The following is a 25,849-nucleotide window of genomic DNA, read 5'->3' as shown; positions in this document are numbered from 1 at the left end:
ACTTTAATCAGTGGGGGGTTTTGTCCATCCCCACTGATTATTAGCCCTTACCAATCGGGCTTTTACGGGCAGTCCGATCCCCACCTAACTTCTTTGCTTCCGCTGAATTTTGAGGTGGGGGTCTTACTGCCCGTTAATGCGGGATAAACTTTTTATAACCACATACTAATAGTAACTCTTAATTTTATATATAACAACATTAAATTTCTCTCTGTTCAATTCCAAAATAAAAAGAGCAGTTTAGGTATAGTGACGCTTCACTATGCCTAACTACTCTTTTATGATTTTTATTAAGGAAGAAACCTTTTATTCAACGCTAAGGAACTTTGATTCCTAATTACATAGGAATCATAGAGATAATCATTTGATTCACTAGACGCTCCTTGAATTCCCCTCATCTCTTCCACAGACAACTCAACTATTTTTTTCACGCTTCTCTCGCCACTACTATCCATCATTTTTTGTTTTCTTTTCGAAAAAAATCTCATTATTTATTCCCCCCTACAATTAATTATTTTTTAACAATTGACTAAATTTAAGGCTCTTACCACTTCTTAACACGCCTTTCGGATAGACCTTCGCTGCAAACATAGCAATTAAGCTGATACTAGCTAATAATACAACCATAGATGTAATAATTTCTAAACTCCCAACGGATCCATTAATAATCCTAACTACCATACTAATTGGAGCTGTAAACGGTACATATGATGTCACTCTTGATACTAGCCCTTCAGGGTTATCAAGTACTACTAATAACTCCACCACTAAGCTTCCCATCAATATAAGAGTAATTGGCATCGTTGTTCCAGATAATTCTTCTGGCCTGCTTACCATAGAACCAAACACTGCGAAAAGTGCCGCATAAACGAAGTAACCGAGAACAAAATATAACAAGAAATATGCAGCGTGCTCACCTGTAATCATATTTACATCAATATTCACTCCAAAAAACGAATCCGATACCTTAAAAATTCCAGATTTAATATATAGCGCCATACTAAAGAAGAAGATAAATAACTGTGTCAAACTAGCAAGACCGATTCCTAAAATTTTCCCGAAAACCATATGGACAGGAGATACTTTTGTAACCATCACTTCCATAACACGTGAGGCTTTCTCTGATGCAACTGCTGTCGCGATAGCATTTCCATATGAAGTGATCGCTAAGTACATAATCGCTACTAATAAATATACTAGTAAAAATGAACTTGTTTCTTCATTATTTAAGTTTTGCTTTGTCGCTTGCACGTTCATCGTCAATGATTTCACAGCCTCTTCTGATAACTGCTGCTTAACTACCGCACTTTGAAAATACTGATTTTGTACAAATACCTGTGCACTTTGAATCAACTTAGGATTATCTAGCTTCATAAAGTAATCTAATACTGGTTCAGCACCCGCACCCTCTTTTAATATAAAGAGCGCTTCGACTTTCTTATCTAACAATTGTTGCTTATATTGATTTAATTTTGTTTTATCTCCTAAAGACCAATCCCATTCTGGCAGAGCTTTACTAAGATTAGATTGATCCACCGTAACATTGGGTGCTTCAGAAATAAATACAACCTTTGCTTTTTCTTTCTCCCCAGAAAACTTTTGTACTAAAGTTGGAAAAGAGAATAAGAATATCCCTCCTCCTATTAATAACAATGTCATCCCAATAAATATTTTCGTTCTCACACGGTCCCAGTATGTTTGCCCTAAAACAATCCAGAAATTCCTCATTACTTATGCACCCGCCTTTTCAACAAAGATTTGATGTAAAGAAGGTTCTTTAATAGAAACATCTCGGATATATTGTTTAGTTTTAATATCTTCAAGCAGCGAAAATGCATCCTCTCCATCATTAACTTTAATCATGAACGTACGATTAACTTTTTCAAAATTGAAATTTTTCTTCTTAAGAATAGGTTCAATATCCCCTTCCGTTTGCAACGTCATATATTTATATTGATAACTTTTCTTAATATCTGACAAAGCACCCGATAATACAAGTTGACCGTTTTTCATAATACAAATTTCCTCACAGAACGTTTCTACACTGTCCATTTGATGACTACAAAAAATAATCGTTTTTCTTTGCGCAATTAACTCAAGCACAACATTTTTTAACATCTCTGCATTTACAGGATCCAATCCACTAAATGGTTCATCTAGTATGATGAATTCCGGATTATGCAATATCGCTGAAATCAATTGGATTTTTTGTTGATTTCCCTTTGACAATTCCTCTGTTTTCTTCTTTAAATGTGGTGTCATTTCTAATTTTTCTAGCCATTGTAACGCATGCCTTTTTGCAAGATTAGCTGGCATTCCTTCTAACTTGCCGAAATACACCAATTGCTCCACTACATTCATTTTCGGGTATAATCCACGCTCTTCTGGTAAATAGCCAATAGATAGGTCTTTCTTTGAAAAAGGGCGATTATTCCATAGAATTTGGCCGCTATCCGGTTTGATTAAATCTAAGATCATACGAATCGTTGTCGTCTTACCAGCACCATTTCGGCCCAGCATCCCTAAAATTCCACCTTCTTCTACACGTATATTTAAATCATTAACGGCTTTATATTCACCAAATGTTTTATTTAATCCTTGAATTTCAAATGCCACCCTTAACAGCTCCTTTTAGCTTTTTACGAAATAAATAACCGCCATTCCTAATACAATCCCGCCTACCATCAACAAAAACTTTTTCATAACTATTTCCCCTTTCATTTACTTGTTAAGTTGTATCTTTATCATAGACTTCTTTCTGATGCTATTGTCCGCAATCCGTACTGTATTTACCGTAAAAAAAGCGAACCACTCTTATGTGGTTCACCGCAATTTCAACAGATGAAGTTGATTGTATGAAAACTTGTTAAATGTTATTATAAAAATATTCAGAAATTAAATGATGTACCTACAAAGAGAGGTGTCCAAACCGTTGCAGATACAACGTAATTTCATTTTCATTTCATGTGTAACTATCCTGTATTTTTGTTTACAAGGCTATATCTTATATAAAATAAACCAACCATATAGTGGAGTTCTTATTTCTAAAACAGACTCAGCTACATACACAATAGCAAAAATTAAATCCTCCGGTTGGGCTTTTCATACGGACTTAAAAGAAGGAGATATAATCTATTCGATTAATAAAGAAAAGCCTCATTTAGGAATACTTCCTGGATATCAAAACCAATCACTAAATGCATCAGAAATACAAGTTAAAAAAGATGATATCACCCAAACTTATAAAGGAACACAACATTTCATTGATTATGGTGACAAAATCATTTCTGTATACTTCCCCTTCCTACTCGCTTTTATTTGTTTAGGGTTATCTATTTTTCTTTATACAAAGAAGCCTTTGAACCTGGAAAAATTCTTTTTGATCACGTTTCTATTCATGACTTCCTCAAGTCTTCTAATTGCAGTTGAATCTGGTAAAGGTGATTTTATCGCCCTCATTATTTTAAGTATTGTATTTCAAGGTACACCTATGTCTCTCATTTTATTGTTGAATGAATTATTTAAGAAAAAGCAACTATACGTCATTTCTATGAGATTTCTAAAAATCGACATTGCAATTGGCATTATTTTATTATCACTCTCTATTTTAATGATGTTCATTCCATTTCCCGTAGTTAATACCGATGGATTAGAACTAATTTACCTTTCAATAAATATTATCTTTTGCATATACTTTTTAATCCGTGCCTATATCAAATATCACAATACAGTACATAAACCATTTTTAAAATTAATGCTCACGATTCATTCCATTGCCTTCTTTCCGTTCGTTACACTCTATGCTCTTCCAGATGCAATATTCAGTACACCGATTCTCTCAGCAGATATTGGAGCTATGTTCCTAATCGCTCTTCCAATCGGTTATTTTTATTTAGTAGCGACTAAGCAGATTTTTGATATAGATTTTGTATTTGATCGTTTACGATATTACGCATTTCTGTCACTAATCCCAACTCTATTAATTGCAATCATTACGAGCTGGAGCATTTATTACAAAGACAATTTTCTCTCTCGACTGCTGCAAAGTTTTATTATTATTTTCCCGTTAAACATTCTATTTCTCATATTAAAAGAAAGATTAGATTTTACATTCCGTAATCACCTCTTTCGGACTAAAACAAACTTATACGTAAACATTGAACAGTTTACCGCACAGCTATCATCTATTATGAAAACAGAAGAGTTAGAGAAAAAATTCACTAATGAAATCGTTTCGATGTTGAAACCTTCTTTTGTTCAATTTGTTCAATATGATATGAAAGACAACACATATACACAATGCAACGGATATGGACAAACGAAAGATTTCACACTTTCTAAAAAGAAAAAATGGAGTATGGCAGCATTACTAATTAATGATTTATTAGAGGATGATGGATGCATCGGCATTTACTTATACTCTACTAAACATATAAAACACTACATCTGGATTGGAACAAAAGTGAATAATATTAAATATAATACGCATGAAAAATCATGGTTCATCACTGTCACGACATACGTCCGTCTTATTTACGAAAACTTGTATACCATTAATGAAATTATTCATTCTCTAGAGCAGGAGAGTTTAGAATCCAAAACAAATTCTGCAAGCTTATCACGCCTACTCTTTCAAATTTCTGAACAAGAAAGGCGCCGGCTCGCTTCAGATTTACACGACTCTGCATTACAAGATCAAATCGTATGGTACCGCAAACTAGACTCTTTACTAAAAAACAAATCGGTTCCACTAGAATTAAAAAATGAACTAAAAAAAATCCATTTCGGTATGCACAATGTAATACAACAAATTCGCGACACATGTAATGAATTGCGTCCATCACTTTTATCAGATGCTGGTTTAATTGGTGCATTAAGAGAATTGCTAGCCCAAACACAATTGCGTGTGCAGTTTCAAATTCAATTTGATCATGAATCAATTCAAGAACATCATTACGATTTTGACAAAATTTTATCTTTATATCGTATCATTCAAGAACTACTAACAAACGCAGATAAACATTCCGAGGCAACCATCGTATCGATTTTTTTATGGGAAGAGAATAACTGTATTTTCCTAGACTACCGAGACAACGGCAAAGGTTTTAATATAGACACTCCCTACTCTCCTAATCAGCATATGGGACTTTCCGGTATAAAAGGAAGGCTTCAATCAATTGGTGGAGAAATACATATAGTATCCGAAGCTAAAAAAGGACTTCAAATAAACATTACAGTTCCGAGGTGGTAAATAATGATTCGAGTATTAATCGTAGATGATCATCAAATTGTAGGCGAAGGAACAAAGAACATGATTGAATTAGAAGAAGATATGCAAGCAGAATATATTTTAAATGAACAGGAAGCACTTATAAAAAGTGACGCTACACCTTTTGACGTATACCTCTTAGATATGAATATGCCCAATTGTAGTGGTATTGAACTCGCCCAGAAAATATTACATATTCAAACAGATGCAAAAATCATTTTATATACAGGTTTTGAATACGTATCCCAATTCAATTTATTAATAAACTCTGGTATCAGTGGCATTATTAGTAAATCAGCTTCTCAACAAGAGCTATTAATGGCAATTCGTGCAGCTGTAAACGGATATACTTTACTTCCTATTTCGTTATTACGTCAACTACGTACAGACGATATAATGACTCAACAACTTGAAAATAAAACCGCTCTTCTTACACAAAAAGAATTAGAAATCTTAGAATCCGTCTCTAAAGGAAGTAGCAATAAACAAATTGCTGATGAACTGTACATGAGTTCAAGAGCTGTAGAATACAACCTAACAAAAATCTTCAAAAAATTAAAAGTAGGATCACGCTCCGAAGCTTTAACAGAAGCAATGAGACAAGGCATTTTGAAAGTACACATATAAAATGAGACTTCCATCAGTTTGTTTTGTTTAACCCTCAAATAATGAGATAAATAAAAAAGTCCTAACCTACAAAACGTAAGTTAGGACTTTTTGACGCGCCCAGAGGGATTCGAACCCCCGGCAGACGTGGTACCGGAAACCACCGCTCTATCCGACTGAGCTATGGGCGCATGATTATAGAAAACACTTCATTTTCTTCTCATAATAATAGCAATAAAATCCATCTAAATCAATAAAAATATCCCCGTAATACCTTATGCATCTTAGCTAAGAGCATATAAAATCCATTCCACCCCTAAATTTTCCAATCATAAATTCTCCCCAACTCACAAATTATAATCTTTGAATTGATATTCCAAAGGGGGCTTCATTCAATGACTGTAATTACAAAATTAAAGCAGACTGTTTCTGGATTAAAAAGTGCCCAAGCTAGCTTAGAGGGATTCGCTCTTGATACGGATAACCAACAAGCTAAGCAACTTTTCCAAACAGCTGCGCAGCAAACACAAACGATTATCGATTCTTTAAACCCACGTGTTGAAGAAGTCCAACAAGAAGAACCACAATACTCACAGCAATAACGAACCAATCTTGCTGTGAAATAGAAAAAGGATGATATGCAGTCATCCTTTTTCTATCACATTACATATTGCAATAGAAATGGAATGATAATTATGCGAAAACTCGGCCTCATAACCGCATTATTTGCACTTCTATTTAGCTCTTTTACCGGATGTGATAATAGTCCTTTAGATAAAAAAGTGAAAGAAGAAGCAAAACGAACGGAGAAAGAAAAAGGTCCAAAGTTAACAAAGACGAGTACGGAATCCTTTAATCAATCTATATCACAAGGAGCGAAGAAAAGAGCTCTCGCTATGGATGAAATTATAAAAAGCACAGCAGTGAATTCAAATTTAGATCTCTACATAGCAGTTACACCTGAGCATCACGAAAGGTTTGGATTAAAGCCGCTGCGCAGCAAACTTCAAAAGCAACTAAGTGATGAGCACCCTACTTTCGATGTTCGTGTCAGTACAGATAAAAAAATCTTTATGTTACTCGAAAAACTCGAAAGAAAAATTAAGGAAAAAGAAGTATCTAAAGATGAAATTAATAAACAATTAAAATTCATTGGTAAAAAAATGGAGTCTAACACTTAACGCTTTTTAAAAGAAAAGGAAGGATTGCAATGTCTAGTAAAGATAAAAACTTAACCCCTGTACAACAGGAGTATAAAAAATTCGAACAAGAACGCGAACCGAAACGACCTGTCTTAAAAAATTGTATAAAAGCCTTTTTCGTCGGTGGTTTTATTTGCTTCATCGGACAACTCATTTCTACTTTTTACATCACATATTTTGATTTCACTGAACGCTCAGCAGGCAATCCAACAGTCGCAACTCTCATTTTCATCTCCATGTTACTAACTGGATTTGGTATATACGATCGTTTTGGACAGTTTGCCGGTGCTGGTACAGCTGTACCTGTTACTGGATTTGGTAATTCTGTTATTGCCGCATGTATTGAGCATCGAACGGAAGGATTTGTCCTTGGCGTTGGTGGCAATATGTTTAAACTAGCTGGTTCTGTTATTTTATTTGGTGTATTTTCCGCTTTCGTCATCGCGCTTATTAAAACTATTCTCGTTCAATGGGGAGGGCTATAAATGTTACAAGGACACCGAACGTGGGTATTTGAAAACAAACCAGTCATTATCTCAACAGGGGTTGTCGGTGGACCATTTGAAGCAAAGGGGAACATCCCAGAAGACTTCGATATCCTTCATGAAGATTTATGGCTCGGACAAGATTCCTATGAAAAAGCACATAAGATTTTATTCGAAGAAGCTTGTAGTCGCGCTACTGAAAAAGCAGAGCTTCGTAAAGATGATATTCAATTCGTACTCGCAGGAGATTTAATTAATCAAATTACTCCAACAAGCTTTGCTTGCCGCACACTTGGGACTCCTTATCTCGGATTATTCGGGGCTTGCTCTACTTCTATGGAAGGTTTAGCACTTGGGGCAAGTATCGTAAATGCAAAAGGTGCAAAATATTTATTAACTGGAGCTTCAAGCCATAATACAGCTGTAGAAAAACAGTTCCGCTACCCTACCGAATACGGTGGACAAAAGCCGCCTACTGCACAGTGGACAGTAACCGGAGCAGGAGCCGCTATTTTAAGCGATACTGGACACGGTCCAAGAGTAACCTCTGCAACAATCGGCCGAGTGGTTGATATGGGATTAACGGATCCGTTTAATATGGGAGGCGCAATGGCTCCAGCTGCAGTTGATACAATTGAAGCCCATTTACGTGAACGTCAAATTGATGCCTCTTACTACGATTTAATCGTAACAGGCGATCTCGGACATGTAGGACGCGAAATTGCTTATGACTTACTACATAAACACGGAACGAAAGTAACGAGCGAACAATTTCAAGATTGCGGAATTATCATTTATAGAGAAGGACAACCTGTCATAGCTGGTGCTAGCGGACCTGGATGTTCCGCAACAGTCGTATACGGTCATTTATTAAACCGAATGAAAAGAGGAGAGTTCAAAAAAATACTTGTCGTTGCGACAGGCGCTTTACTATCTCCACTTACATTCCAACAAGAAGAAACGATTCCGTGTATCGCTCACGCCGTTTCGATTGAATTTGGAGGTGCAACGCAATGATTTTTTTCTGGGCTTTCGTCATTGGCGGACTTATATGTGTAATCGGCCAACTTATGTTTGATGTCGGCAAACTAACACCTGCTCATACAATGGCAACACTCGTTGTTGCTGGAGCTATATTAGATGGATTTAATTTGTATGAGCCATTAATTGATTTCGCTGGAGCCGGGGCAACTGTACCTATTACAAGCTTTGGTAATGCCCTCGTTCATGGCGCAATGGAAGAAGCTGCAAAACATGGCATCGTTGGCGTTATTACCGGCATGTTTAAAGTAACGAGCGCCGGTGTATCAGCGGCTATTATTTTCGGCTTCATTGGAGCATTGTTATTCAAACCGAAAGGATAAGAGGTGTTTATATGACTGTTATCGCTAGCGTAAAAACTTGCCTTGCTAGTGTAAGGGGCGCTCAAGCAAGTTTAAGCTCCCTTTCATTAAATTCACAAGACGAAGAATCAAAACGCGTATTTCATGAATGTATGTTAGAAATGGACAGCGTCATCGCTGATTTAAAGGATAGAATTTCAGTATTAGAACGTGAAGAACCTCAATATAAAGGGTTTTAAGTAGACTGGAGGAAACGACTATGTCTCACCTGCCGGAATGGACACTTGTCATTCTTCGCTCTGTATTCATATTAATTATTTTATTCGCTATTACGAAATGGTTAGGCAAAAGACAAATCTCTCAGCTTTCCTTTTTTGAATACATAGCCGGAATGACGATTGGTGACATCGCTGCCCAAGTATCTACAGGGCTCGATTCAAAATTTTTTCACGGCGTCTTTGCGATACTCATTTTCGCTGTGGTACCTTTTTTAACAGGAATCCTCTCTTTAAAGAACAAAACAGCTCGGGACTTCTTTGAAGGGAAATCTACCGTATTAATAAAAGACGGAAAGATACTCGAAGATAACTTAAAGAAAGAAAAATATACGAGTGACGAATTACTGGAACTTCTCCGTGGAAAAAGTGCGTTCAGCGTAGCTGAAGTCGAATTTGCTGTCTTAGAACCGAGCGGAGAATTAAATGTATTATTAAAGAAAGATTCCCAGCCACTTACAGCAAAAGATATCGGTTTAAAAGTACCAAACGAGAAAGAACCACAAACTGTTATTATGGATGGAAATGTACTAGATGAACCTCTTTCAGCAAGCGGACATAACCGCGCTTGGCTACATTCAGAATTAGAAAAACTCGGTGTTGTTATTGAAAATGTCTTCCTCGGTCAAGTGGATTCATACGGACAACTTACTATCGACATTTACAATGACAAACTCCAAATGCCTTCTCCTCAAAACAAACCTTTATTATTAGCATCTTTAAAAAAATGTCATGCTGATCTTGAACTATTTTCCCTAGAAACAAAGTCGAAATCAGCAAGCGAAATGTATAGTAAAAACGCGAAACAAATCGAAAAGATTTTAAATAAAGTAACCTATCTTTTAAAAGACTAATTATCGAAAGAACGCTTCAGTTAAAAGGCGTTCTTTTCTTTTTTCTCCAGTTTTCATAACGTTTAAATTTATGTAATTCGGTTATGATGTTGAAGATACATAAGCAGGGAATTTCGAAAACATAGCGAATATTTCATGGTACAACTACATATTTTTTTGATTTAAAGTGGTTTCGTTTGACCTTTATTGACCATAATTGTATTATAAGACTAAGAAAGCTTTATAAGGAGGAAATAACAGATGAATTTAATTCCTACAGTAATTGAACAAACAAATCGTGGAGAACGCGCTTACGATATTTACTCTCGACTATTAAAAGACCGCATCATTATGCTTGGTAGTGCAATTGATGACAACGTAGCTAACTCAATCGTTTCCCAGCTTTTATTCTTGGAATCTCAAGATCCAGAAAAAGATATTCACATCTACATCAACAGCCCTGGTGGTTCTATCACAGCAGGTATGGCAATCTATGATACAATGCAGTTTATTAAGCCACAAGTATCAACAATCTGTATCGGTATGGCAGCATCTATGGGTGCATTCTTACTTGCAGCAGGTGAAAAAGGAAAACGTTATGCACTTCCAAACAGTGAAGTAATGATTCACCAACCACTTGGCGGAGCACAAGGTCAAGCGACTGAAATCGAAATCGCTGCAAAACGTATCCTATTCTTACGTGAAAAACTAAACCAAATTCTTGCTGACCGCACTGGTCAACCACTTGAAGTACTACAACGCGACACAGACCGCGACAACTTCATGACAGCAGAAAAAGCTTTAGAATACGGTTTAATCGATAAAATCTTTACAAATCGTTAATTAATTTAAAGCGAAAGCGGCTCGTTTAGAATCGCAGGTCGCTGGAGCACCTGATTCCGAGGCGCTTTTTGCCTCGAATGAAGGGGCGAAACAACCGGAGATTCTAGCCGCTGAAGCTAGATACATAAAAAAGCGCCCTATTACAGGGCGCTTTTTTATTATCATGCACCTCCGTCTGGATACCCACCCTGGTATTCACCTAAATATATCAGCGATTTTTCAAATATATCGACCGTAACTCCGATTATATCGGCGATTATTTTAATATATCGACGTTTCGACACCACTTATCGACTTACCGACAATCCTCGACAAGCACATTCTCCTTAAATACCCCTCCCCGCTAATTCGCACAGACAACAAAACAAAAAAGCTATCGCATATACGCGATAGCTTTTTATTATACATATGCAGCTAATGCTTCTAAAGCCTCTTCTGCATCTGAACCTTCTGTTGTAATTGTTATCATGCTTCCAGTTCCAATTGCTAAGCTCATAATCCCCATTATGCTCTTTGCATTTACTGTCTTTCCATCTTTCTCGATGAAGATATCTGCATGAAAGCGATTTGCCTCTTGTACAAACAACGCAGCCGGACGTGCTTGTAAACCATTTTTTAATGAAACCTGAACTCGTTTTTGAACCACAGCTCCATTTCCCCTTTAACCTCTTATTTTTTTGCTACCGTTTCCCCCGCGCGTAATTTCTCTGCAATTTCATCGATTTTACGCAAACGATGATTAATACCCGACTTACTAATCTTCCCCCCGGATACCATCTCACCTAACTCTTTCAATGTTACATCTTGATAATCTCTTCGTAATTGTGCAATCTCTTGTAGTTTATCCGGCAATATATCAAGACCAACTGTCTCATCAATGTAACGAATATTTTCAATCTGCCTTAGTGCTGCACCAATTGTTTTATTTAAATTAGCTGTTTCGCAGTTCACTAAACGATTTACAGAATTACGCATATCACGTACGATTCGAATATCTTCAAATCTTAAAAGTGCATTATGAGCACCTATAATATTTAAAAACTCTGTAATTTTTTCTGCTTCTTTCAAATACGTAATGTACCCTTTTCTTCTCTCCAGCGTCTTACTATTTAAATCAAATCCGTTCATCAGTTCACATATAGCATCATTATGTTCCTTATATAACGAAAAGATTTCTAAATGATAAGATGATGTTTCTGGGTTATTTACTGAACCACCTGCTAAAAATGCTCCGCGTAAATACGATCGTTTACAACATTTCTTCTCAATCAGTTCTTGTGATATATTTCGAATAAATGAAAAGTCATCTCGAACGATATGAAGATCAGCTAATATTTCGCGAGACTTCTCAACAAGCCGCACAATATATACATTATTTTTCTTCAATCGCATTTTTTTACGAACAAGTAATTCTACCGTCACGTCATATCCTTTTTTCAAAAGCGTATAAATCCTTCTTGCAATTGCCGCATTTTCCGTTTGAATATCGATAGATAGACGACGGTTTGAAAAAGAAAGCGACCCGTTCATTCGAAGTAGCGCTGATAATTCTGCTTTCTCACAGCATTCCTTCATCTCAAGATTCGTCAACTCTTTCTTTGTTTCTGATGCAAATGACACAGTCAACACCTCCTTATACGATTATTGCGGAACAAAATTCTTGTCCTATATGAATGAGGAGCGCTACCTCAAACGAGGCAACGCATATTTATAACAATGAATATAAAATCGAAGCTAACTTTAACGTATCATGCCTTACAACATGATCATCATACTTCGCTAATCCCTCTTGAATAACATCAATATTATTTTCAACAAAACGTTCTTCATCCACTACAACTGGTGTAGACATTTCTTCATCATATAACTTACGTAATTCACAAGGAATCTCACGGTTATTTACAATTGCAGTATTGATAAATGGTTGCCCTAAATGATCGTGTAACGCCTGCACATGATCAAAAGCAGTATATCCCATCGTTTCACCCGCTTGTGTCATAACGTTACATACATATACCTTCTTCGCCTTTGCAGCAAGAACAGCGTCTCCAATTTTGTTAACAACTAAATTGGGTAATATACTCGTATACAAACTTCCTGGGCCGAAAACAAGTAAATCAGCTCGTTTAATCTCAGCCAACGTTTCATGCAATGGCTCTACATCTTCTGGAGTCAAAAAGACGCGATTAATCTTCTTTCCGTAATAAGGAATCTTTGATTCACCTGTTACAATTTCTCCATCTTCAAGTTCCGCATGAAGTACCGCACTTTGATTCGCTGCTGGTAATACACGTCCTCTGACATTTAATACTTTACTTGTTTCCGTAATTGCATGGAAAAAGTCTCCTGTAATCGAGGTCATACCTGCCAATAATAGATTTCCTAACGCATGACCTTTCAGTCCGTCTCCTGTTGTGAAACGGTGCTGAAATAAAGCTTCCACCAGTGGCTCTACATCCGATAACGCAACAAGTACGTTACGGATGTCACCTGGAGGTGGAATTTCTAGCTCATCACGTAATCTACCCGAACTACCACCATCATCAGCGATTGTAACAACTGCTGTAATATCAACAGGATATTGCTTTAATCCTCTTAATAAAACAGAGAGTCCAGTTCCGCCTCCCATGATGACAATTTTAGGCTTTCTCTCTTTTTTCATCCCTTAATGGCCCTTTCTCTTCTCCACATCACGATGAGATACATGAACACTATACTCTGGTTTCAAATGTTTCCCAAGGTATTCTGTAAGCGTAACAGAACGATGCTGTCCACCTGTACATCCAATTGCAATTACAAGTTGACTTTTGCCTTCTCTTTTATAATGAGGCAGCATGAAAGTAATCAGATCCGTCAACTTCTCTAAAAACTTATGTGTCTCATTAAATTTCAGTACATACGAAGAAACTTCTTCATCTAGTCCTGTTAATGGCTTCATGTGTGGAATGTAATATGGATTTGGTAAAAAACGAACATCAAATACTAAATCTGCATCAATTGGAATACCGTACTTAAATCCAAATGACATAACATTTACACGAAATGCTTGCTCAGTTTCTGTTGAGAACAAGTGAACAATTTTTTCACGTAATTCTTTTGGTTTTAAATCCGATGTATCAAGCACAATATTCGCTCGTGCCTTCATATCTGTTAATAAATTGCGCTCTGCTTCGATTCCCTTTAATGGCAAACCAGTTGGTGCAAGTGGATGCGAACGTCTCGTTTCTTTATAACGAGTTACAAGCGTACTATCTTTCGCATCTAAAAATAAAATATGAGGAATAATCCATGTACGTTCTGATAAATCATCAAGTGCTCCCCATAAATGTTCGAAAAACTCTCGGCCACGTAAATCAATACCAAGTGCCACTTTATTCATTTTCCCTTTTGAATCCGCCATAAGCTCAATAAACTTTGGCAATAACATCGGTGGTAAATTATCTACACAAAAATATCCTAAATCTTCAAAACTTTGTAAAGCTACTGTTTTTCCAGCTCCAGACATCCCTGTAATAATTACCATTTTTATATCATTATTCTCTGTCATCGTATCCTCTCCTTGACGGTTTAACTCGGATCTAATCGATATGAAAGCAACTCAAAATCTGGGGTATATACAAATGTACCGTAGATTATGCCATTTCCTTTAATTAAATAATCAATAATGTGATAATCTCCTGGCGCCATTGCTAAATCATCAATTTTATCAAATGTATGCCAACCAATGATGCCTTCTTCGCTCTCTAGTTTGTTTTCTCCTGCAAAATCTGTCGCTAAAAAGGAGAACATCATCCATTCAGAAACAACTTTATCACCTTCTTGGATGACAAAGGTGAAGACCCCCTTTAACGCTGGGTTTTTCAAATAAATACCTGTTTCTTCGCGATATTCGCGAACAACGGAATCTCTTACAGTCTCACCACGCTCCATTTTCCCGCCTGGTGCAACCCACCAATTCCGGCGAGGTTTTTGGAGTAAGAGTACTTCATTATCTCTAATTAACACACAGTTTGTCACTCTTTGCATGTTTCTTCACCTCAGCTACTTGCAGTAAAATTCCTCACTGCATACTTCTTTCATTATACTATCAAAAACAGTTTGCTACAACGAAGGAGCCAGTCCTCTTTCGCTAAGCATATGCTACTCAGCAATTTTAAAAAAGCTTTCTATAACAAGCAATGTAAATGCTTAGACTTTTAATGAATAGCATGAAAAATCCCCTTAACGATTTTTATCGCCAAGGGGATTAAAGCCCTTATTTCTTACCGAAATAAGTAACAATCGCAAATCCTAAAATAAAGGTAATAATTGAACTTATAATTGAAAATCCGCCAGTCGGAATCCCAGGGAATACAATTACAATCGAACCGATTACAAGTCCAATAATTGCCGCAAATGTCATACTTTTATAACGATCTAATAAAAAACTAATACCTTTACTACTTACAACAAATCCAACCATAACACCAGCACCGATAACCACGATTAAAGGTAAGTTAAGTGTAGTTAAAGCGTTAATTGCTGTTGGATACACACCAATAATTAATAAAATAAACGACCCACTAATCCCAGGAAGCAGCATTGCCATACTAGCCATCCATCCTGCGAAAAATAAACCAATTGCATTTAAAATTGTTAAAGTCGTAATCGGATCTGCTTCCTTATCTGGTTTAAAGAAAGCTGTAATCGCAACAAGAATTGCTGCAACTATTAATAAAACGATGTGCTTACCTTTAAACGACGACTTTGCATCAGCTTCCCTCATTAACATCGGTAATATACTAATAATTAAACCGAGGAAGAAAAATTGAGTCGGTTCATAATGATTTGCAAGTAAATATTTAATAACGTGACTTAACGTTAAAAATGCAGCTGCCACACCAGCTGCAAGGGGAATTAAAAATCCTAAATGTTTTTTCCATTCACGACTAAAGAATCCACTAATTGCCGCAAGCAATTGTTCATAAATCCCTAACACAACAGCGATTGTACCGCCGCTCACACCAGGAATTAAATCACTAACGCCCATACAAAATCCACGATATATATTACGCCATTCCATACTGAATAAATTCCTCATTTCTTATAGTGATTTTTTCCGTAAAGTCCAGTATATCAATAAGAAAGCTTATAATCCTTATATTTTTTGACAAAACTTTGACATTTTCACACAAAAAAAGAAGAAAGCTCCTGTCGGTAGCTTTCTTCTCAAAAGGTATATTATCCCTTATTTTTCTGATACAGTTTTTAATTCCTCTAATAATTCTTCTACGTAATGTTGTGCACTTTGCGCTGCAATACTACCGTCACCTGTTGCAGTTACAATTTGACGAAGCATTTTTTCACGAACATCACCAGCTGCGAAAATACCAGGGATTTTCGTTTCCATACGCTCGTTCGTTTCAAGGTAACCATTTTCATTTGTAATACCTAGTTCAACAAATGGTTTTGATAAAGGTAACATACCGATGTATACGAATACGCCGTCAGTTTTGACTTCTTTCTCTTCTCCACTATTTACGTCCACAAGTGTTACACTTCCTACTTTACCACTTGCTTCGTTGATTTCTTTTATAGTGTGATTCCAAATGAAATCTACTTTTTCGTTTTGGAAAGCACGGTCTTGTAAAATTTTCTGTGCACGAAGCGTGTCACGACGGTGAACGATCGTTACTTTTGATGCGAAGCGTGTTAAGAACACACCCTCTTCAACAGCAGAATCTCCGCCACCAATTACGATAAGCTCTTTTCCTTTAAAGAATGCTCCGTCACATACTGCACAATATGATACACCGCGGCCGCCAAGTTCTGTTTCACCCGGTACACCAATTTTTTTATACTCTGCACCGCTTGCAACGATAATTGCACGTGCTTTATATTCTTTTTTACCAGCAATAATTGTTTTGTATTCTTTACCATCGATGACTTCTTTCACATCACCGTATGCATATTCAGCACCAAATTTCTTCGCATGCTCAAACATTTTATTTGATAAATCTGGTCCTAAAATAGACTCATAACCTGGGTAGTTTTCTACATCTTCCGTGTTTGCCATTTGGCCACCTGGAATACCACGCTCAAGCATTAATGTGCTTAAATTTGCACGAGATGTATATACTGCAGCTGTCATACCAGCTGGTCCTGCACCAATAATAACGACATCATAAATTTTTTCTTCTGACACACTATTCACTCCTATCCATTCCTACACAATTAAGTTACCCTCATTATACTGTTAGCATCATTTTTTTCCCAATGATTTGCTTATCTTATGTGTGCGTACGCTTAACAGCTTGCACATACTTTCGGACAGTCGCTACAGATACATTATATACATCTCCAAGCTCCGACTGTGTCATTTTATTTCCTTGTTCGCCGCGTACAATGTATTCAATCGCAGCTGACCAGCCGTACACATTTGTAAATATGTCTCCAGATGTATATAAACGTATGAACGTACAAAACCAAAAGTGTAAACACTCTTCGATTAATTCATCATCTTTTTTCGTATAATTGTATAATGCATCCGCAATTCTCGCGCACTGCTCAAATTGCTGTAAATCAGCTGGAATACTCTTATGACTATTAAGTAAAAAGAAGTACTTTGCAAGTTGCGATACGATGGGAACACCGTTCTTCGCTTGCGTTATATCAAAGAAGAATCCAACCTTCTCCGGCGTTGACAATTCATTCATTAAATATAAAGCTAGCATTTGTTCTTCTAGCGTCGCACTTTGCTGAAATGATTTTCGTAATTCTTCAAATAACACATTTTGCCCTTCATCTGCTAAATTCAGCGCATTCCACGGTTCTTTTCCCTTTTTATCAGGATGTAATTCCACGACATATTGCCACATTTTTTCAGCTAGTTGCTGGTCTTTCACCATATACGCAGAATATGCAAACCAATAATAAAAACTAACGTCTCCCTCATATCCTTGACGCTTTAATAGTTTGAACCACTTATATGCATGCTCGAAATAACCAATTGTTGCGAGTGTAGTTCCCAGTTTCAAACGATGTTCAAATGAAATCGGATATACCGAAACTAGCTGTCCCGCTAATGCCTCTACTTGTTTATGCTCTCCAATTGAATATAGAAAAATAAGCGTATTACAAAGCGCATGTATATTACCAGGGTTTTTCTCTAAAATCATTTCTGTTAACTTCAGTGCTTTGTCTACATTACCAGATTGAAAATGTGCAATGGCTAAATTATTATGACCTGACCAAAATTCCGGATAATCTTTCGTAACAATTTCTAATGTAGCAATTGCTTCTTCCAATTGTCCATTACGAATATAGCGATTCGCTTCTTCCTGCATAACAATTAAATCATCTTCATCTTCAATCTCTTCCGCACCCATTGCTTCTTCTTCCATAATCTCAAGAAGTTCTAATGTATCTTCTACGAATTCCTTCTCTTTTGCAACTTCTAAATAACGATCTGCATATTTCTTCGCCTGTTGAAATAACCCCATATATGCATAATTATTTGCAATAAAATAATAGCACTGTTCAAGTTCTGGATTAGATCTAACTAACTTTAAGAAGATTTGATTCGATTCTTGATATTCACCAGCCTCAGATAATACTGATGCTAATTGACATAAAATAAACGGCTCCTTCTCACTTTGTGCCGCTCTTCGAAAATATTTAATTGCATCTTGCAATTTTTGTCCTTTGTAAGCTCTCATCCCTTTTTTATAAAAGAAGTCCGCTAATTGATTAAAAGAGATAACTTGTCCGTTCTCCTTATATATCCTTTGATTTTTCCCCATATATCCTCCAGTTTTTTGTTTTCTTCGTTCACACATTCTTCTATCTATAAGTATAAACGATTCCGTAAAAAACAAAACAGTATATTATACTCAATTATTTCCTTTTTATTCATAAAAAAAGAGGAGAAATGTTACATTTTCACCATGAACCTTCTCTTGCGGTCATTTGCTCTTTCGTATAAATAATACGCATTGGATTTCCACCTACGAAAGCACCGCTCGGTACATCTCTATGAACAAGTGTGCCAGCTGAGACAGTCGCACCGTCTCCAATGTTCACACCTGGTAATATTGTTACATTCGCTCCAATCATTACTTCATTTCCAATGACGATTTCGCCAAGTCGATATTCACGAATTAAATATTCATGTGCTAAAAGCGTTGTGTTATAGCCAATAATCGAATTCTCTCCCACAGTTATCTTTTCTGGGAACATAATATCCGGCATTACCATAAGCGCAAATGATGTTTTCTTTCCTACTTTCATCCGTAAAAAAGTGCGGTACAACCAATTTTTTACGGATAAAAATGGCGTGTAACGCGCAATTTGGATAATAATAAAGTTTTTCATTACCTTCCAAAAAGACACTGTTTTATACACATTCCATAACGAATTTTCTCCTGAAACAGGATAGCGCGTTGTCCGTCGCACTTAGCTCGCTCCTCTACTAACTTACTTGGACCTTTATGAACGGTTCATGTTAGACAAAATCGGTAGCAAATCACTCATTTTATCTAGCATAAAGTCCGGCTTGTAAGCCTCTAAATACGCTCTACCTTTCAACGTCCATGAAACCGCAGCTGTTTTCGTCCCCGCATTTTGACCACCGACAATATCATGATGATTATCCCCAACCATCAATGCCTCTTCTGGTTTTGCATCTAATAATTCAAGCGCTTTTTGAAGTGGCTCCGGATGTGGTTTCACATGCTCTACATCATCAATTGTCACGACAACATCAAAAAATTCATCAAGCTTTGACAACTGTAATCCCATCTCAACGGTTTGTCTCGCTTTCGTTGTAACAATACCAACTTTATAACCTTGCTTCTTCAACTCTCGAACTGTTTCATATACAGTTTCATATTCTTCTACTAATTCATCATGATGATCATGGTTAAATTTCCGATAGCTAGTAATCATCTCTTCAACCTTACTTTCATCAATCTTGCTGAAAGTATCATGCAAAGATGGACCGATAAATGGCAACACATCTTCACGCTTATATTGATTTGGATAATATGTATTTAAAGTATGTAAAAACGAAGAAATAATAAGTTCATTTGTATTAATTAAAGTTCCATCTAAATCAAATAACACGGTATTTATTCTCATCGCCTTAGTCCTTTCGCCTTCCTGAATATGAAAGAAGCAGCATCTTATAATAAGATGCTACTTGTCTCTAATTTTCTAAATATCTTTTATCAGCTTGCCCCATTTTTCGTCTCACAATAATGAAAATAATAGAAATAACAACAAGTCCAATTGACATTACTTGTGCAATACGAAGTGGTCCTAGCATTAAACTATCTGTACGTAAGCCTTCTACGAAGAAGCGTCCTACTGAATACCAAATTAAATATGTGAAGAATAACTCCCCGCGACGTAAATTCACTTTTCTTAATGCAAGTAGTAAAATTACGCCTGCAAAATTCCATAATGATTCATATAAAAACGTCGGATGATAGTACACACCCTCAATATACATTTGATTAATAATGAAATCCGGTAAATGAAGACCTTCTAAAAACTGTCTCGTTACTTCATCACCATGCGCCTCTTGGTTCATAAAGTTTCCCCATCGGCCAATTGCTTGTCCTAGTAAAATACTTGGTGCAGCAATATCAGCCAACTTCCAGAAGGAAACCCCGCGTCGCTTCGCAAAAAGAATTCCGGTAATAACAGCTCCGATTAAACCACCATGAATCGCCAAACCGCCTTGACGAATATTAATAATTTGACTCGGATTTTGTGCGTAATATTCCCATTCAAAAATAACATAGTACATTCTCGCAAAAAGAATAGCGATCGGTACTGCAATTAATACAAGGTCAACAAATGTATCTTTTGGAATACCTAGCCTTTCTCCCTCGCGAGTTGCCAGCCAAAGACCTAATAGCACACCTGTACCGATAATAATCCCGTACCAATACACAGGAAACGGCCCAAGTTGGATAGCTACACGGTCAAGCTGTGGTACAGAAGCTAACAGCATATGTATATGACCTCCCTCTCCAAAGTTTACTCCTGATTTCCTAACTCAATTGCACTCATTAATCGTTCAGAGAACTGCTGTGCTGCATTGACTCCCATACGTTTCAAACGGAAGTTCATCGCTGCTACTTCAATAATAACAGCCAAGTTTCGACCAGGACGAACTGGAAGTGTAATCTTCGTAAGTTCTGTATCAATAATTTTCATCTTCTCTTCATCAAGACCTAAGCGATCGTAATTTTTCTTTTGATCCCAAATTTCAAGATTAATAACAAGTGTAATACGCTTATAATTTCGTACTGCCCCTGCACCGAATAACGTCATAACGTTAATAATACCTAGACCGCGAATTTCTAATAAATGCTCGATTAAATCTGGTGAACTTCCGACTAACATATCTTCATCTTCTTGACGAATTTCTACACTATCATCCGCAACAAGACGGTGACCACGCTTTACAAGCTCAAGAGCTGTCTCACTTTTACCAACACCACTTTGACCTGTAATTAAAACACCAACGCCGTAAATATCTACTAACACACCATGAACAGCTGTTGTTGGTGCTAACTTACCTTCTAAATAGTTTGTTAAACGACTTGATAATCTCGTTGTCGTTTGAGAAGAACGTAATAAAGGCATACCTGATTCACGTGATGCTTGTAATAACTCATCTGGTACATCTTGATTACGAGTTACAATAATACATGGCGTCTCCTCAGTACAAAGCGCTTTCATTCTCTCTTGTTTTTGCTCTGACGTTAACGTGTCAAAGAAAGTAAGCTCCGTTTTACCAAGAAGCTGCACACGATCTGCTGGATAGTATGTAAAAAATCCTGCCATTTCAATTCCAGGTCGTGATAAATCACTTGTATCAATTGGACGATGAATACCTTCTTCACCACTGATTAACTCCAATTGAAATTGTTCAATTAAATCTTTTGTCCTTACTTTCGGCATATGTATAAACCTCCACTCCGCTGCGGGTTCAGTCTCGTTTGATGTAAAATTCCATTCTATCGGATATTGTACCATTTTTTTCTGAAAACAAGAAATACGGTTTCTAATAAATAGAAAAAAACATTTCATACGAATAATGAAATGTTTTTCTTTTTGTCACTTTCTCTTTTTTTCATATAGAGGCTCAACAATTGCCTTTTCAATTATCATATTAAAAATTGAAATACAAATTGCCGCAACAATCGCTACACCAAATCCTGATATATTAAAAGCATCTCCTAATAATGAATCTGCTATTTTTAACGTAATCGCATTAATAACAATTAAGAAGAAGCCGAAAGTTACAACAGTAATTGGTAGCGTAATTAAAATTAAAAATGGCTTTACGAACACATTTAAAACCGCCAATATAATACTCGCAATAATTGCAGTTTGTATATTTGCTACGTAAAATGCATCTGGTGCAATCCCTTTTAAAAGTCCCGATACAGCGATTAACACAACGCTATTTACAAGAAGTGATACAATCCATCTCATTTCGTTACACATCCTTTTAAACATATATATTTCATCATACGCTAATAGATAAGAAACGCAAGTATGATACGAACACTTATATCAACTTATTCTATCTTTCATGCTTGTATACCTACTAACATTTCTTAGTAAAATAAGGGCCGCACCATCTATGTTCATGAGTTTTTACAAAAGTCCAAGTGAACTCCTTATCTACAATATAGATATCACCCTTATACATATCGTCCCTCTCACACAATATATCATCCATATGTAACAAACTCGCATCCTTTATTAACAGTACCTCATCACAGTGTTGGTAGAAAATGTAGCAATCCTTTTTCACTTCATTATGAAACGCGTTCTTTGCTTCTTTACCCTCTAAACACTTCTTTTTCTCATAACTAAATATGTGCCAAAGATACCCACATCCATACTTATCTCCATAAAGAAAAATGTCTTCTTTTTCTTCATCACTTAAATGATTTGCAAAGTGATCCTCCCAGCGCTTTCGAAAATATACACCCCAACTTCGAAACTCTCTTACTTTCATATTTTTCTTCCTTAACACCTCTAAAAACTTCATCTTCTCCCCCTATACAATAAAAACCGAGCGTCATTTCCACCCGGTTTTCATCAATAAACTTATTGCGATAATTCTACTTCTTTTATTTTCTCTTTCATTCTTGCTTTATCACGATTTAAAATCTCTTTTAAATATTTACCTGTGTACGAGCGCTCTTCTTTCACTACTTGCTCTGGCGTTCCGGAAGCAACGATTTGTCCACCTTTATCTCCACCCTCTGGTCCAAGGTCAACGATATAATCAGCTGTTTTTATCACATCTAAATTATGTTCAATTACAAGTACCGTCTCACCGCTCTCAACAAGACGTTGCAGCACTTCTAGAAGACGTGCAATATCATGCGCATGCAAACCAGTCGTTGGTTCATCTAAAATGTATAACGTACGTCCTGTAGAACGACGGTGTAATTCAGAGGCTAATTTCACACGCTGTGCTTCCCCACCAGATAATGTTGTTGCTGGTTGACCTAATTTCATATAACCAAGCCCAACGTCTACAAGCGTTTGAAGTTTACGCTTAATTTTTGGGATATTAGCGAAGAACTCTACTCCATCTTCAATTGTCATCCCTAACACTTCAGAAATATTCTTATCTTTATATTTCACTTCTAACGTTTCACGGTTGTAACGTTTACCATGACAAACTTCACACGGAACGTATACGTCTGGTAAGAAGTGCATTTCGATTTTAATAATTCCATCACCACGGCACGCTTCACAACGTCCACCTTTTACATTAAAGCTGAAACGTCCTTTTTGATATCCGCGCACTTTCGCTTCATTCGTTTGTGCAAACACATCACGAATATCATCGAATACACCTGTATACGTCGCTGGATTAGAACGTGGTGTACGACCGATTGGTGATTGATCAATATCAATTACCTTATCTAAATGTTCAAGACCTTTAATCTCTTTATGAGTACCTGGCTTCGCTTTCGCTTTATATAACTTTTGAGCTAGCGATTTATATAGTACTTCATTAATCATCGTACTTTTACCAGAACCAGATACCCCTGTTACCGCTACAAACGTACCAAGCGGGAATGACATTTTCGCATTCTTTAAGTTATTCTCTTTTGCGCCGACAATCTCTACTTTACGTCCATCACCTTTACGTCTTTCAAGTGGAACTGGAATAAACTCTTTACCGCTTAAATACTTCCCTGTTAATGAATTATCATCTTGCATAACTTCAGCCGGCGTCCCTGCTGAAACGACCTGTCCACCGTGAATACCTGCACCAGGCCCTATATCAAGTAAATAGTCAGCAGCCATCATCGTATCTTCATCATGTTCAACAACAATTAACGTATTACCTAAATCGCGCATTTCTTGCAATGTACGAATAAGACGATCGTTATCACGCTGGTGTAAACCAATTGAAGGTTCATCAAGAATATAAAGTACGCCAGTTAGACGAGAACCAATTTGCGTCGCTAAACGAATACGCTGCGCCTCACCACCTGATAAAGTTCCTGCGGCACGACTTAACGTTAAATAATCTAAACCAACGTTCACTAAGAACCCAACGCGCTCCTGAATTTCTCTTAAAATTAAATGAGCTATTTTTTGTTGCTTCTCCGTTAGCTCTACATTCGAGAAGAATTCTTGTACTTCTTGAACTGAATACTTCGTTACGTCAGCAATCGTTTTATTGCCAACAAATACAGCTAAGCTCTCAGGCTTTAAGCGTCCACCTTTACACTTCGGACAAGCTTGTTCTGCCATATACTTTTCCATTTGCTCACGAATGTAATCGGAGCTCGTTTCACGATAACGACGTTCAATGTTTGGAATAACACCTTCAAATAAAATCTCATTTTCCTTTACTTGACCAAATTCATTTACATAGCGGAAATAAACCTTCTCTTCCCCGCTTCCGTACAACACTTTATCAAATAAATCTTTCGGTATATTTTTCACAGGCACATCCATATCAACGCCGTAGTGATTACATACAGATTGTAAAAGTTGCGGGTAATATTGTGAACTTGTCGGTTCCCAAGGTGCAATTGCATGTTCATTTAATGATAAATCCCAGTTCGGGATAACAAGCTCTAAATCTACCTCTAGCTTTGAACCAAGTCCATCACAAGAAGGACATGCTCCGAACGGACTATTGAATGAGAACATACGCGGCTCTAATTCTCCGATTGAAAAACCACAATGCGGACAAGCATGATGTTCACTAAATAGAAGTTCCTCTTCTCCCATTACATCAATTAACACTCGGCCTCCGCCAAGCTTTAATGCACTTTCAAGTGAATCAGCAAGACGGCTTGCGATTCCTTCTTTTACAACAATACGGTCAATTACAACTTCAATGGAATGCTTCTTATTTTTATCTAACGTAATATCCTCAGATACATCAAGCATTTCACCATCAACACGTACACGAACATATCCTTGCTTCTTAATATCTTCAAGTACTTTCACATGTGCACCTTTACGCCCAGACACGATAGGAGCTAACACTTGTAATTTCGTACGTTCAGGATATTCAAGAACACGGTCTACCATCTGCTCTACTGTTTGTGATGTAATTTCAATCCCATGATTTGGACAAATTGGCGTACCAATTCGCGCAAATAATAAACGTAAATAATCATAAATCTCCGTTACCGTTCCGACAGTTGAACGTGGATTACGACTCGTCGTTTTTTGATCGATTGAAATCGCTGGTGACAATCCTTCAATCGTGTCCACATCCGGCTTATCCATTTGTCCTAAAAACTGGCGCGCATACGCAGATAATGATTCTACGTATCTGCGCTGCCCTTCTGCATAAATCGTATCAAATGCTAATGATGATTTCCCCGAACCAGACAATCCCGTTACAACGACAAGCTGATTTCTCGGAATGGTTACATCAATATTTTTTAAGTTATGTGCTCTAGCACCTTTTACAACGATAAAATCCTTGCTCTTACTCACTT

28 protein-coding genes and 1 tRNA gene are annotated in these 25,849 nt (G+C 36.8%); 10 read left to right on the top strand and 19 right to left on the bottom strand.

All coding sequences use genetic code 11. The features are described 5' to 3' along the window. Positions 1–290 precede the first annotated feature (290 nt). The 3 genes from GBN78_RS31000 to GBN78_RS14245 are packed head-to-tail and all read right to left on the bottom strand — an operon-like array spanning position 291 to position 2,616. Positions 291–488, bottom strand: a complete 198-nt coding sequence (locus GBN78_RS31000) for a hypothetical protein (protein WP_001210632.1) — start codon at positions 486–488, stop codon at positions 291–293. A 19-nt stretch (positions 489–507) separates the two neighbouring features. Further along, complete coding sequence (locus GBN78_RS14250) at positions 508–1,728, bottom strand: ABC transporter permease (protein WP_044584974.1); 1,221 nt, start codon at positions 1,726–1,728, stop codon at positions 508–510. A gap of 3 nt (positions 1,729–1,731) precedes the next feature. Continuing rightward, positions 1,732–2,616 carry an ABC transporter ATP-binding protein gene (locus GBN78_RS14245; protein WP_000863493.1) on the bottom strand — a complete coding sequence of 295 codons (885 nt, stop codon included), beginning with the start codon at positions 2,614–2,616 and terminating at the stop codon, positions 1,732–1,734. Positions 2,617–2,899: 283 nt separating this feature from the next. Here GBN78_RS14245 and GBN78_RS14240 point away from each other — a divergent pair, with 283 nt between their 5' ends. Beyond that, positions 2,900–5,251 (top strand): sensor histidine kinase, encoded by a 2,352-nt coding sequence (locus tag GBN78_RS14240; protein ID WP_481747361.1) that lies wholly within the window; start codon positions 2,900–2,902, stop codon positions 5,249–5,251. A 3-nt stretch (positions 5,252–5,254) separates the two neighbouring features. After that, positions 5,255–5,896, top strand: a complete 642-nt coding sequence (locus GBN78_RS14235; protein WP_044584976.1) for a response regulator transcription factor — start codon at positions 5,255–5,257, stop codon at positions 5,894–5,896. A 94-nt stretch (positions 5,897–5,990) separates the two neighbouring features. On the opposite strand, the gene GBN78_RS14230 is transcribed toward GBN78_RS14235, so the two are convergent. Then, positions 5,991–6,066: transfer RNA gene (locus GBN78_RS14230), tRNA-Arg, on the bottom strand. A 204-nt stretch (positions 6,067–6,270) separates the two neighbouring features. Here GBN78_RS14230 and GBN78_RS14225 point away from each other — a divergent pair. From GBN78_RS14225 to clpP, 8 genes are all read left to right on the top strand, one after another. Further along, entirely contained in the window at positions 6,271–6,477 is a 207-nt protein-coding gene (locus GBN78_RS14225) for a DUF1657 domain-containing protein (RefSeq protein WP_000216166.1), read from the top strand. 93 nt (positions 6,478–6,570) lie between these two features. Beyond that, a complete protein-coding gene (locus tag GBN78_RS14220; protein WP_001228546.1) occupies positions 6,571–7,056 on the top strand; it encodes a YhcN/YlaJ family sporulation lipoprotein in 486 nt (161 codons plus the stop codon). A gap of 29 nt (positions 7,057–7,085) precedes the next feature. Next, positions 7,086–7,562, top strand: a complete 477-nt coding sequence (spoVAC, locus tag GBN78_RS14215) for a stage V sporulation protein AC (protein ID WP_000095399.1) — start codon at positions 7,086–7,088, stop codon at positions 7,560–7,562. Then, positions 7,563–8,579 carry a stage V sporulation protein AD gene (spoVAD, locus tag GBN78_RS14210; protein ID WP_000938972.1) on the top strand — a complete coding sequence of 339 codons (1,017 nt, stop codon included), beginning with the start codon at positions 7,563–7,565 and terminating at the stop codon, positions 8,577–8,579. It begins immediately after the preceding gene. Continuing rightward, on the top strand, positions 8,576–8,926 hold the full coding sequence (spoVAE, locus tag GBN78_RS14205; RefSeq protein ID WP_000575919.1) for a stage V sporulation protein AE: 351 nt from the start codon (positions 8,576–8,578) through the stop codon (positions 8,924–8,926). The genes spoVAD and spoVAE overlap by 4 nt, the downstream gene beginning before the upstream one ends. A gap of 11 nt (positions 8,927–8,937) precedes the next feature. Beyond that, positions 8,938–9,144 carry a DUF1657 domain-containing protein gene (locus tag GBN78_RS14200; RefSeq protein ID WP_000215909.1) on the top strand — a complete coding sequence of 69 codons (207 nt, stop codon included), beginning with the start codon at positions 8,938–8,940 and terminating at the stop codon, positions 9,142–9,144. A gap of 20 nt (positions 9,145–9,164) precedes the next feature. Continuing rightward, a complete protein-coding gene (locus tag GBN78_RS14195) occupies positions 9,165–10,034 on the top strand; it encodes a DUF421 domain-containing protein (RefSeq protein ID WP_000018924.1) in 870 nt (289 codons plus the stop codon). 240 nt (positions 10,035–10,274) lie between these two features. Further along, entirely contained in the window at positions 10,275–10,856 is a 582-nt protein-coding gene (clpP, locus tag GBN78_RS14190) for an ATP-dependent Clp endopeptidase proteolytic subunit ClpP (protein WP_001049162.1), read from the top strand. 400 nt (positions 10,857–11,256) lie between these two features. Here clpP and GBN78_RS14180 read toward each other — a convergent pair whose 3' ends face one another. The 15 genes from GBN78_RS14180 to uvrA all read right to left on the bottom strand — a co-directional run bounded on the left by GBN78_RS14180 (position 11,257) and on the right by uvrA (position 25,847). Next, positions 11,257–11,502: an HPr family phosphocarrier protein gene (locus GBN78_RS14180; RefSeq protein WP_044584977.1), complete on the bottom strand. Its 246-nt coding sequence runs from the start codon at positions 11,500–11,502 to the stop codon at positions 11,257–11,259. Positions 11,503–11,525: 23 nt separating this feature from the next. Continuing rightward, positions 11,526–12,476: a DNA-binding protein WhiA gene (whiA, locus tag GBN78_RS14175; RefSeq protein WP_000006560.1), complete on the bottom strand. Its 951-nt coding sequence runs from the start codon at positions 12,474–12,476 to the stop codon at positions 11,526–11,528. A gap of 88 nt (positions 12,477–12,564) precedes the next feature. Further along, a complete protein-coding gene (locus GBN78_RS14170; protein WP_000712186.1) occupies positions 12,565–13,518 on the bottom strand; it encodes a gluconeogenesis factor YvcK family protein in 954 nt (317 codons plus the stop codon). Between the two features lie 3 nt (positions 13,519–13,521). Beyond that, complete coding sequence (gene rapZ, locus GBN78_RS14165; RefSeq protein ID WP_000138459.1) at positions 13,522–14,403, bottom strand: RNase adapter RapZ; 882 nt, start codon at positions 14,401–14,403, stop codon at positions 13,522–13,524. 20 nt (positions 14,404–14,423) lie between these two features. Further along, the gene (locus tag GBN78_RS14160) at positions 14,424–14,882 is read right to left on the bottom strand and encodes an NUDIX hydrolase (RefSeq protein WP_001190080.1); all 459 of its coding nucleotides are present in this window, start codon (positions 14,880–14,882) and stop codon (positions 14,424–14,426) included. 229 nt (positions 14,883–15,111) lie between these two features. Continuing rightward, entirely contained in the window at positions 15,112–15,918 is an 807-nt protein-coding gene (locus GBN78_RS14155; protein ID WP_152127482.1) for a DUF368 domain-containing protein, read from the bottom strand. Positions 15,919–16,083: 165 nt separating this feature from the next. Next, the gene (gene trxB, locus GBN78_RS14150; RefSeq protein ID WP_001288078.1) at positions 16,084–17,040 is read right to left on the bottom strand and encodes a thioredoxin-disulfide reductase; all 957 of its coding nucleotides are present in this window, start codon (positions 17,038–17,040) and stop codon (positions 16,084–16,086) included. 85 nt (positions 17,041–17,125) lie between these two features. Further along, complete coding sequence (locus GBN78_RS14145) at positions 17,126–18,637, bottom strand: tetratricopeptide repeat protein (protein WP_000517720.1); 1,512 nt, start codon at positions 18,635–18,637, stop codon at positions 17,126–17,128. A gap of 139 nt (positions 18,638–18,776) precedes the next feature. Next, positions 18,777–19,289 carry an acyltransferase gene (locus tag GBN78_RS14140; RefSeq protein WP_001255073.1) on the bottom strand — a complete coding sequence of 171 codons (513 nt, stop codon included), beginning with the start codon at positions 19,287–19,289 and terminating at the stop codon, positions 18,777–18,779. Positions 19,290–19,322: 33 nt separating this feature from the next. Beyond that, positions 19,323–19,973 (bottom strand): pyrophosphatase PpaX, encoded by a 651-nt coding sequence (gene ppaX, locus GBN78_RS14135; protein WP_002097946.1) that lies wholly within the window; start codon positions 19,971–19,973, stop codon positions 19,323–19,325. Between the two features lie 67 nt (positions 19,974–20,040). Next, positions 20,041–20,853, bottom strand: a complete 813-nt coding sequence (gene lgt, locus GBN78_RS14130) for a prolipoprotein diacylglyceryl transferase (RefSeq protein WP_000922848.1) — start codon at positions 20,851–20,853, stop codon at positions 20,041–20,043. Between the two features lie 26 nt (positions 20,854–20,879). Beyond that, complete coding sequence (gene hprK, locus GBN78_RS14125) at positions 20,880–21,809, bottom strand: HPr(Ser) kinase/phosphatase (protein WP_001127250.1); 930 nt, start codon at positions 21,807–21,809, stop codon at positions 20,880–20,882. Between the two features lie 156 nt (positions 21,810–21,965). Continuing rightward, positions 21,966–22,346 carry a phage holin family protein gene (locus tag GBN78_RS14120; RefSeq protein ID WP_001267308.1) on the bottom strand — a complete coding sequence of 127 codons (381 nt, stop codon included), beginning with the start codon at positions 22,344–22,346 and terminating at the stop codon, positions 21,966–21,968. A gap of 115 nt (positions 22,347–22,461) precedes the next feature. Beyond that, entirely contained in the window at positions 22,462–22,911 is a 450-nt protein-coding gene (locus tag GBN78_RS14115) for a DUF4275 family protein (protein ID WP_000670208.1), read from the bottom strand. 59 nt (positions 22,912–22,970) lie between these two features. After that, positions 22,971–25,847 carry an excinuclease ABC subunit UvrA gene (gene uvrA / locus GBN78_RS14110; protein WP_000045583.1) on the bottom strand — a complete coding sequence of 959 codons (2,877 nt, stop codon included), beginning with the start codon at positions 25,845–25,847 and terminating at the stop codon, positions 22,971–22,973. Positions 25,848–25,849: the final 2 nt, after the last annotated feature.

This window comes from Bacillus sp. B2-WWTP-C-10-Post-4 (genome assembly GCF_009183805.1).
Classification (GTDB): Bacteria; Bacillota; Bacilli; order Bacillales; family Bacillaceae_G; genus Bacillus_A; species Bacillus_A cereus.
This window is presented reverse-complemented; position numbering and strand designations above follow the sequence as displayed.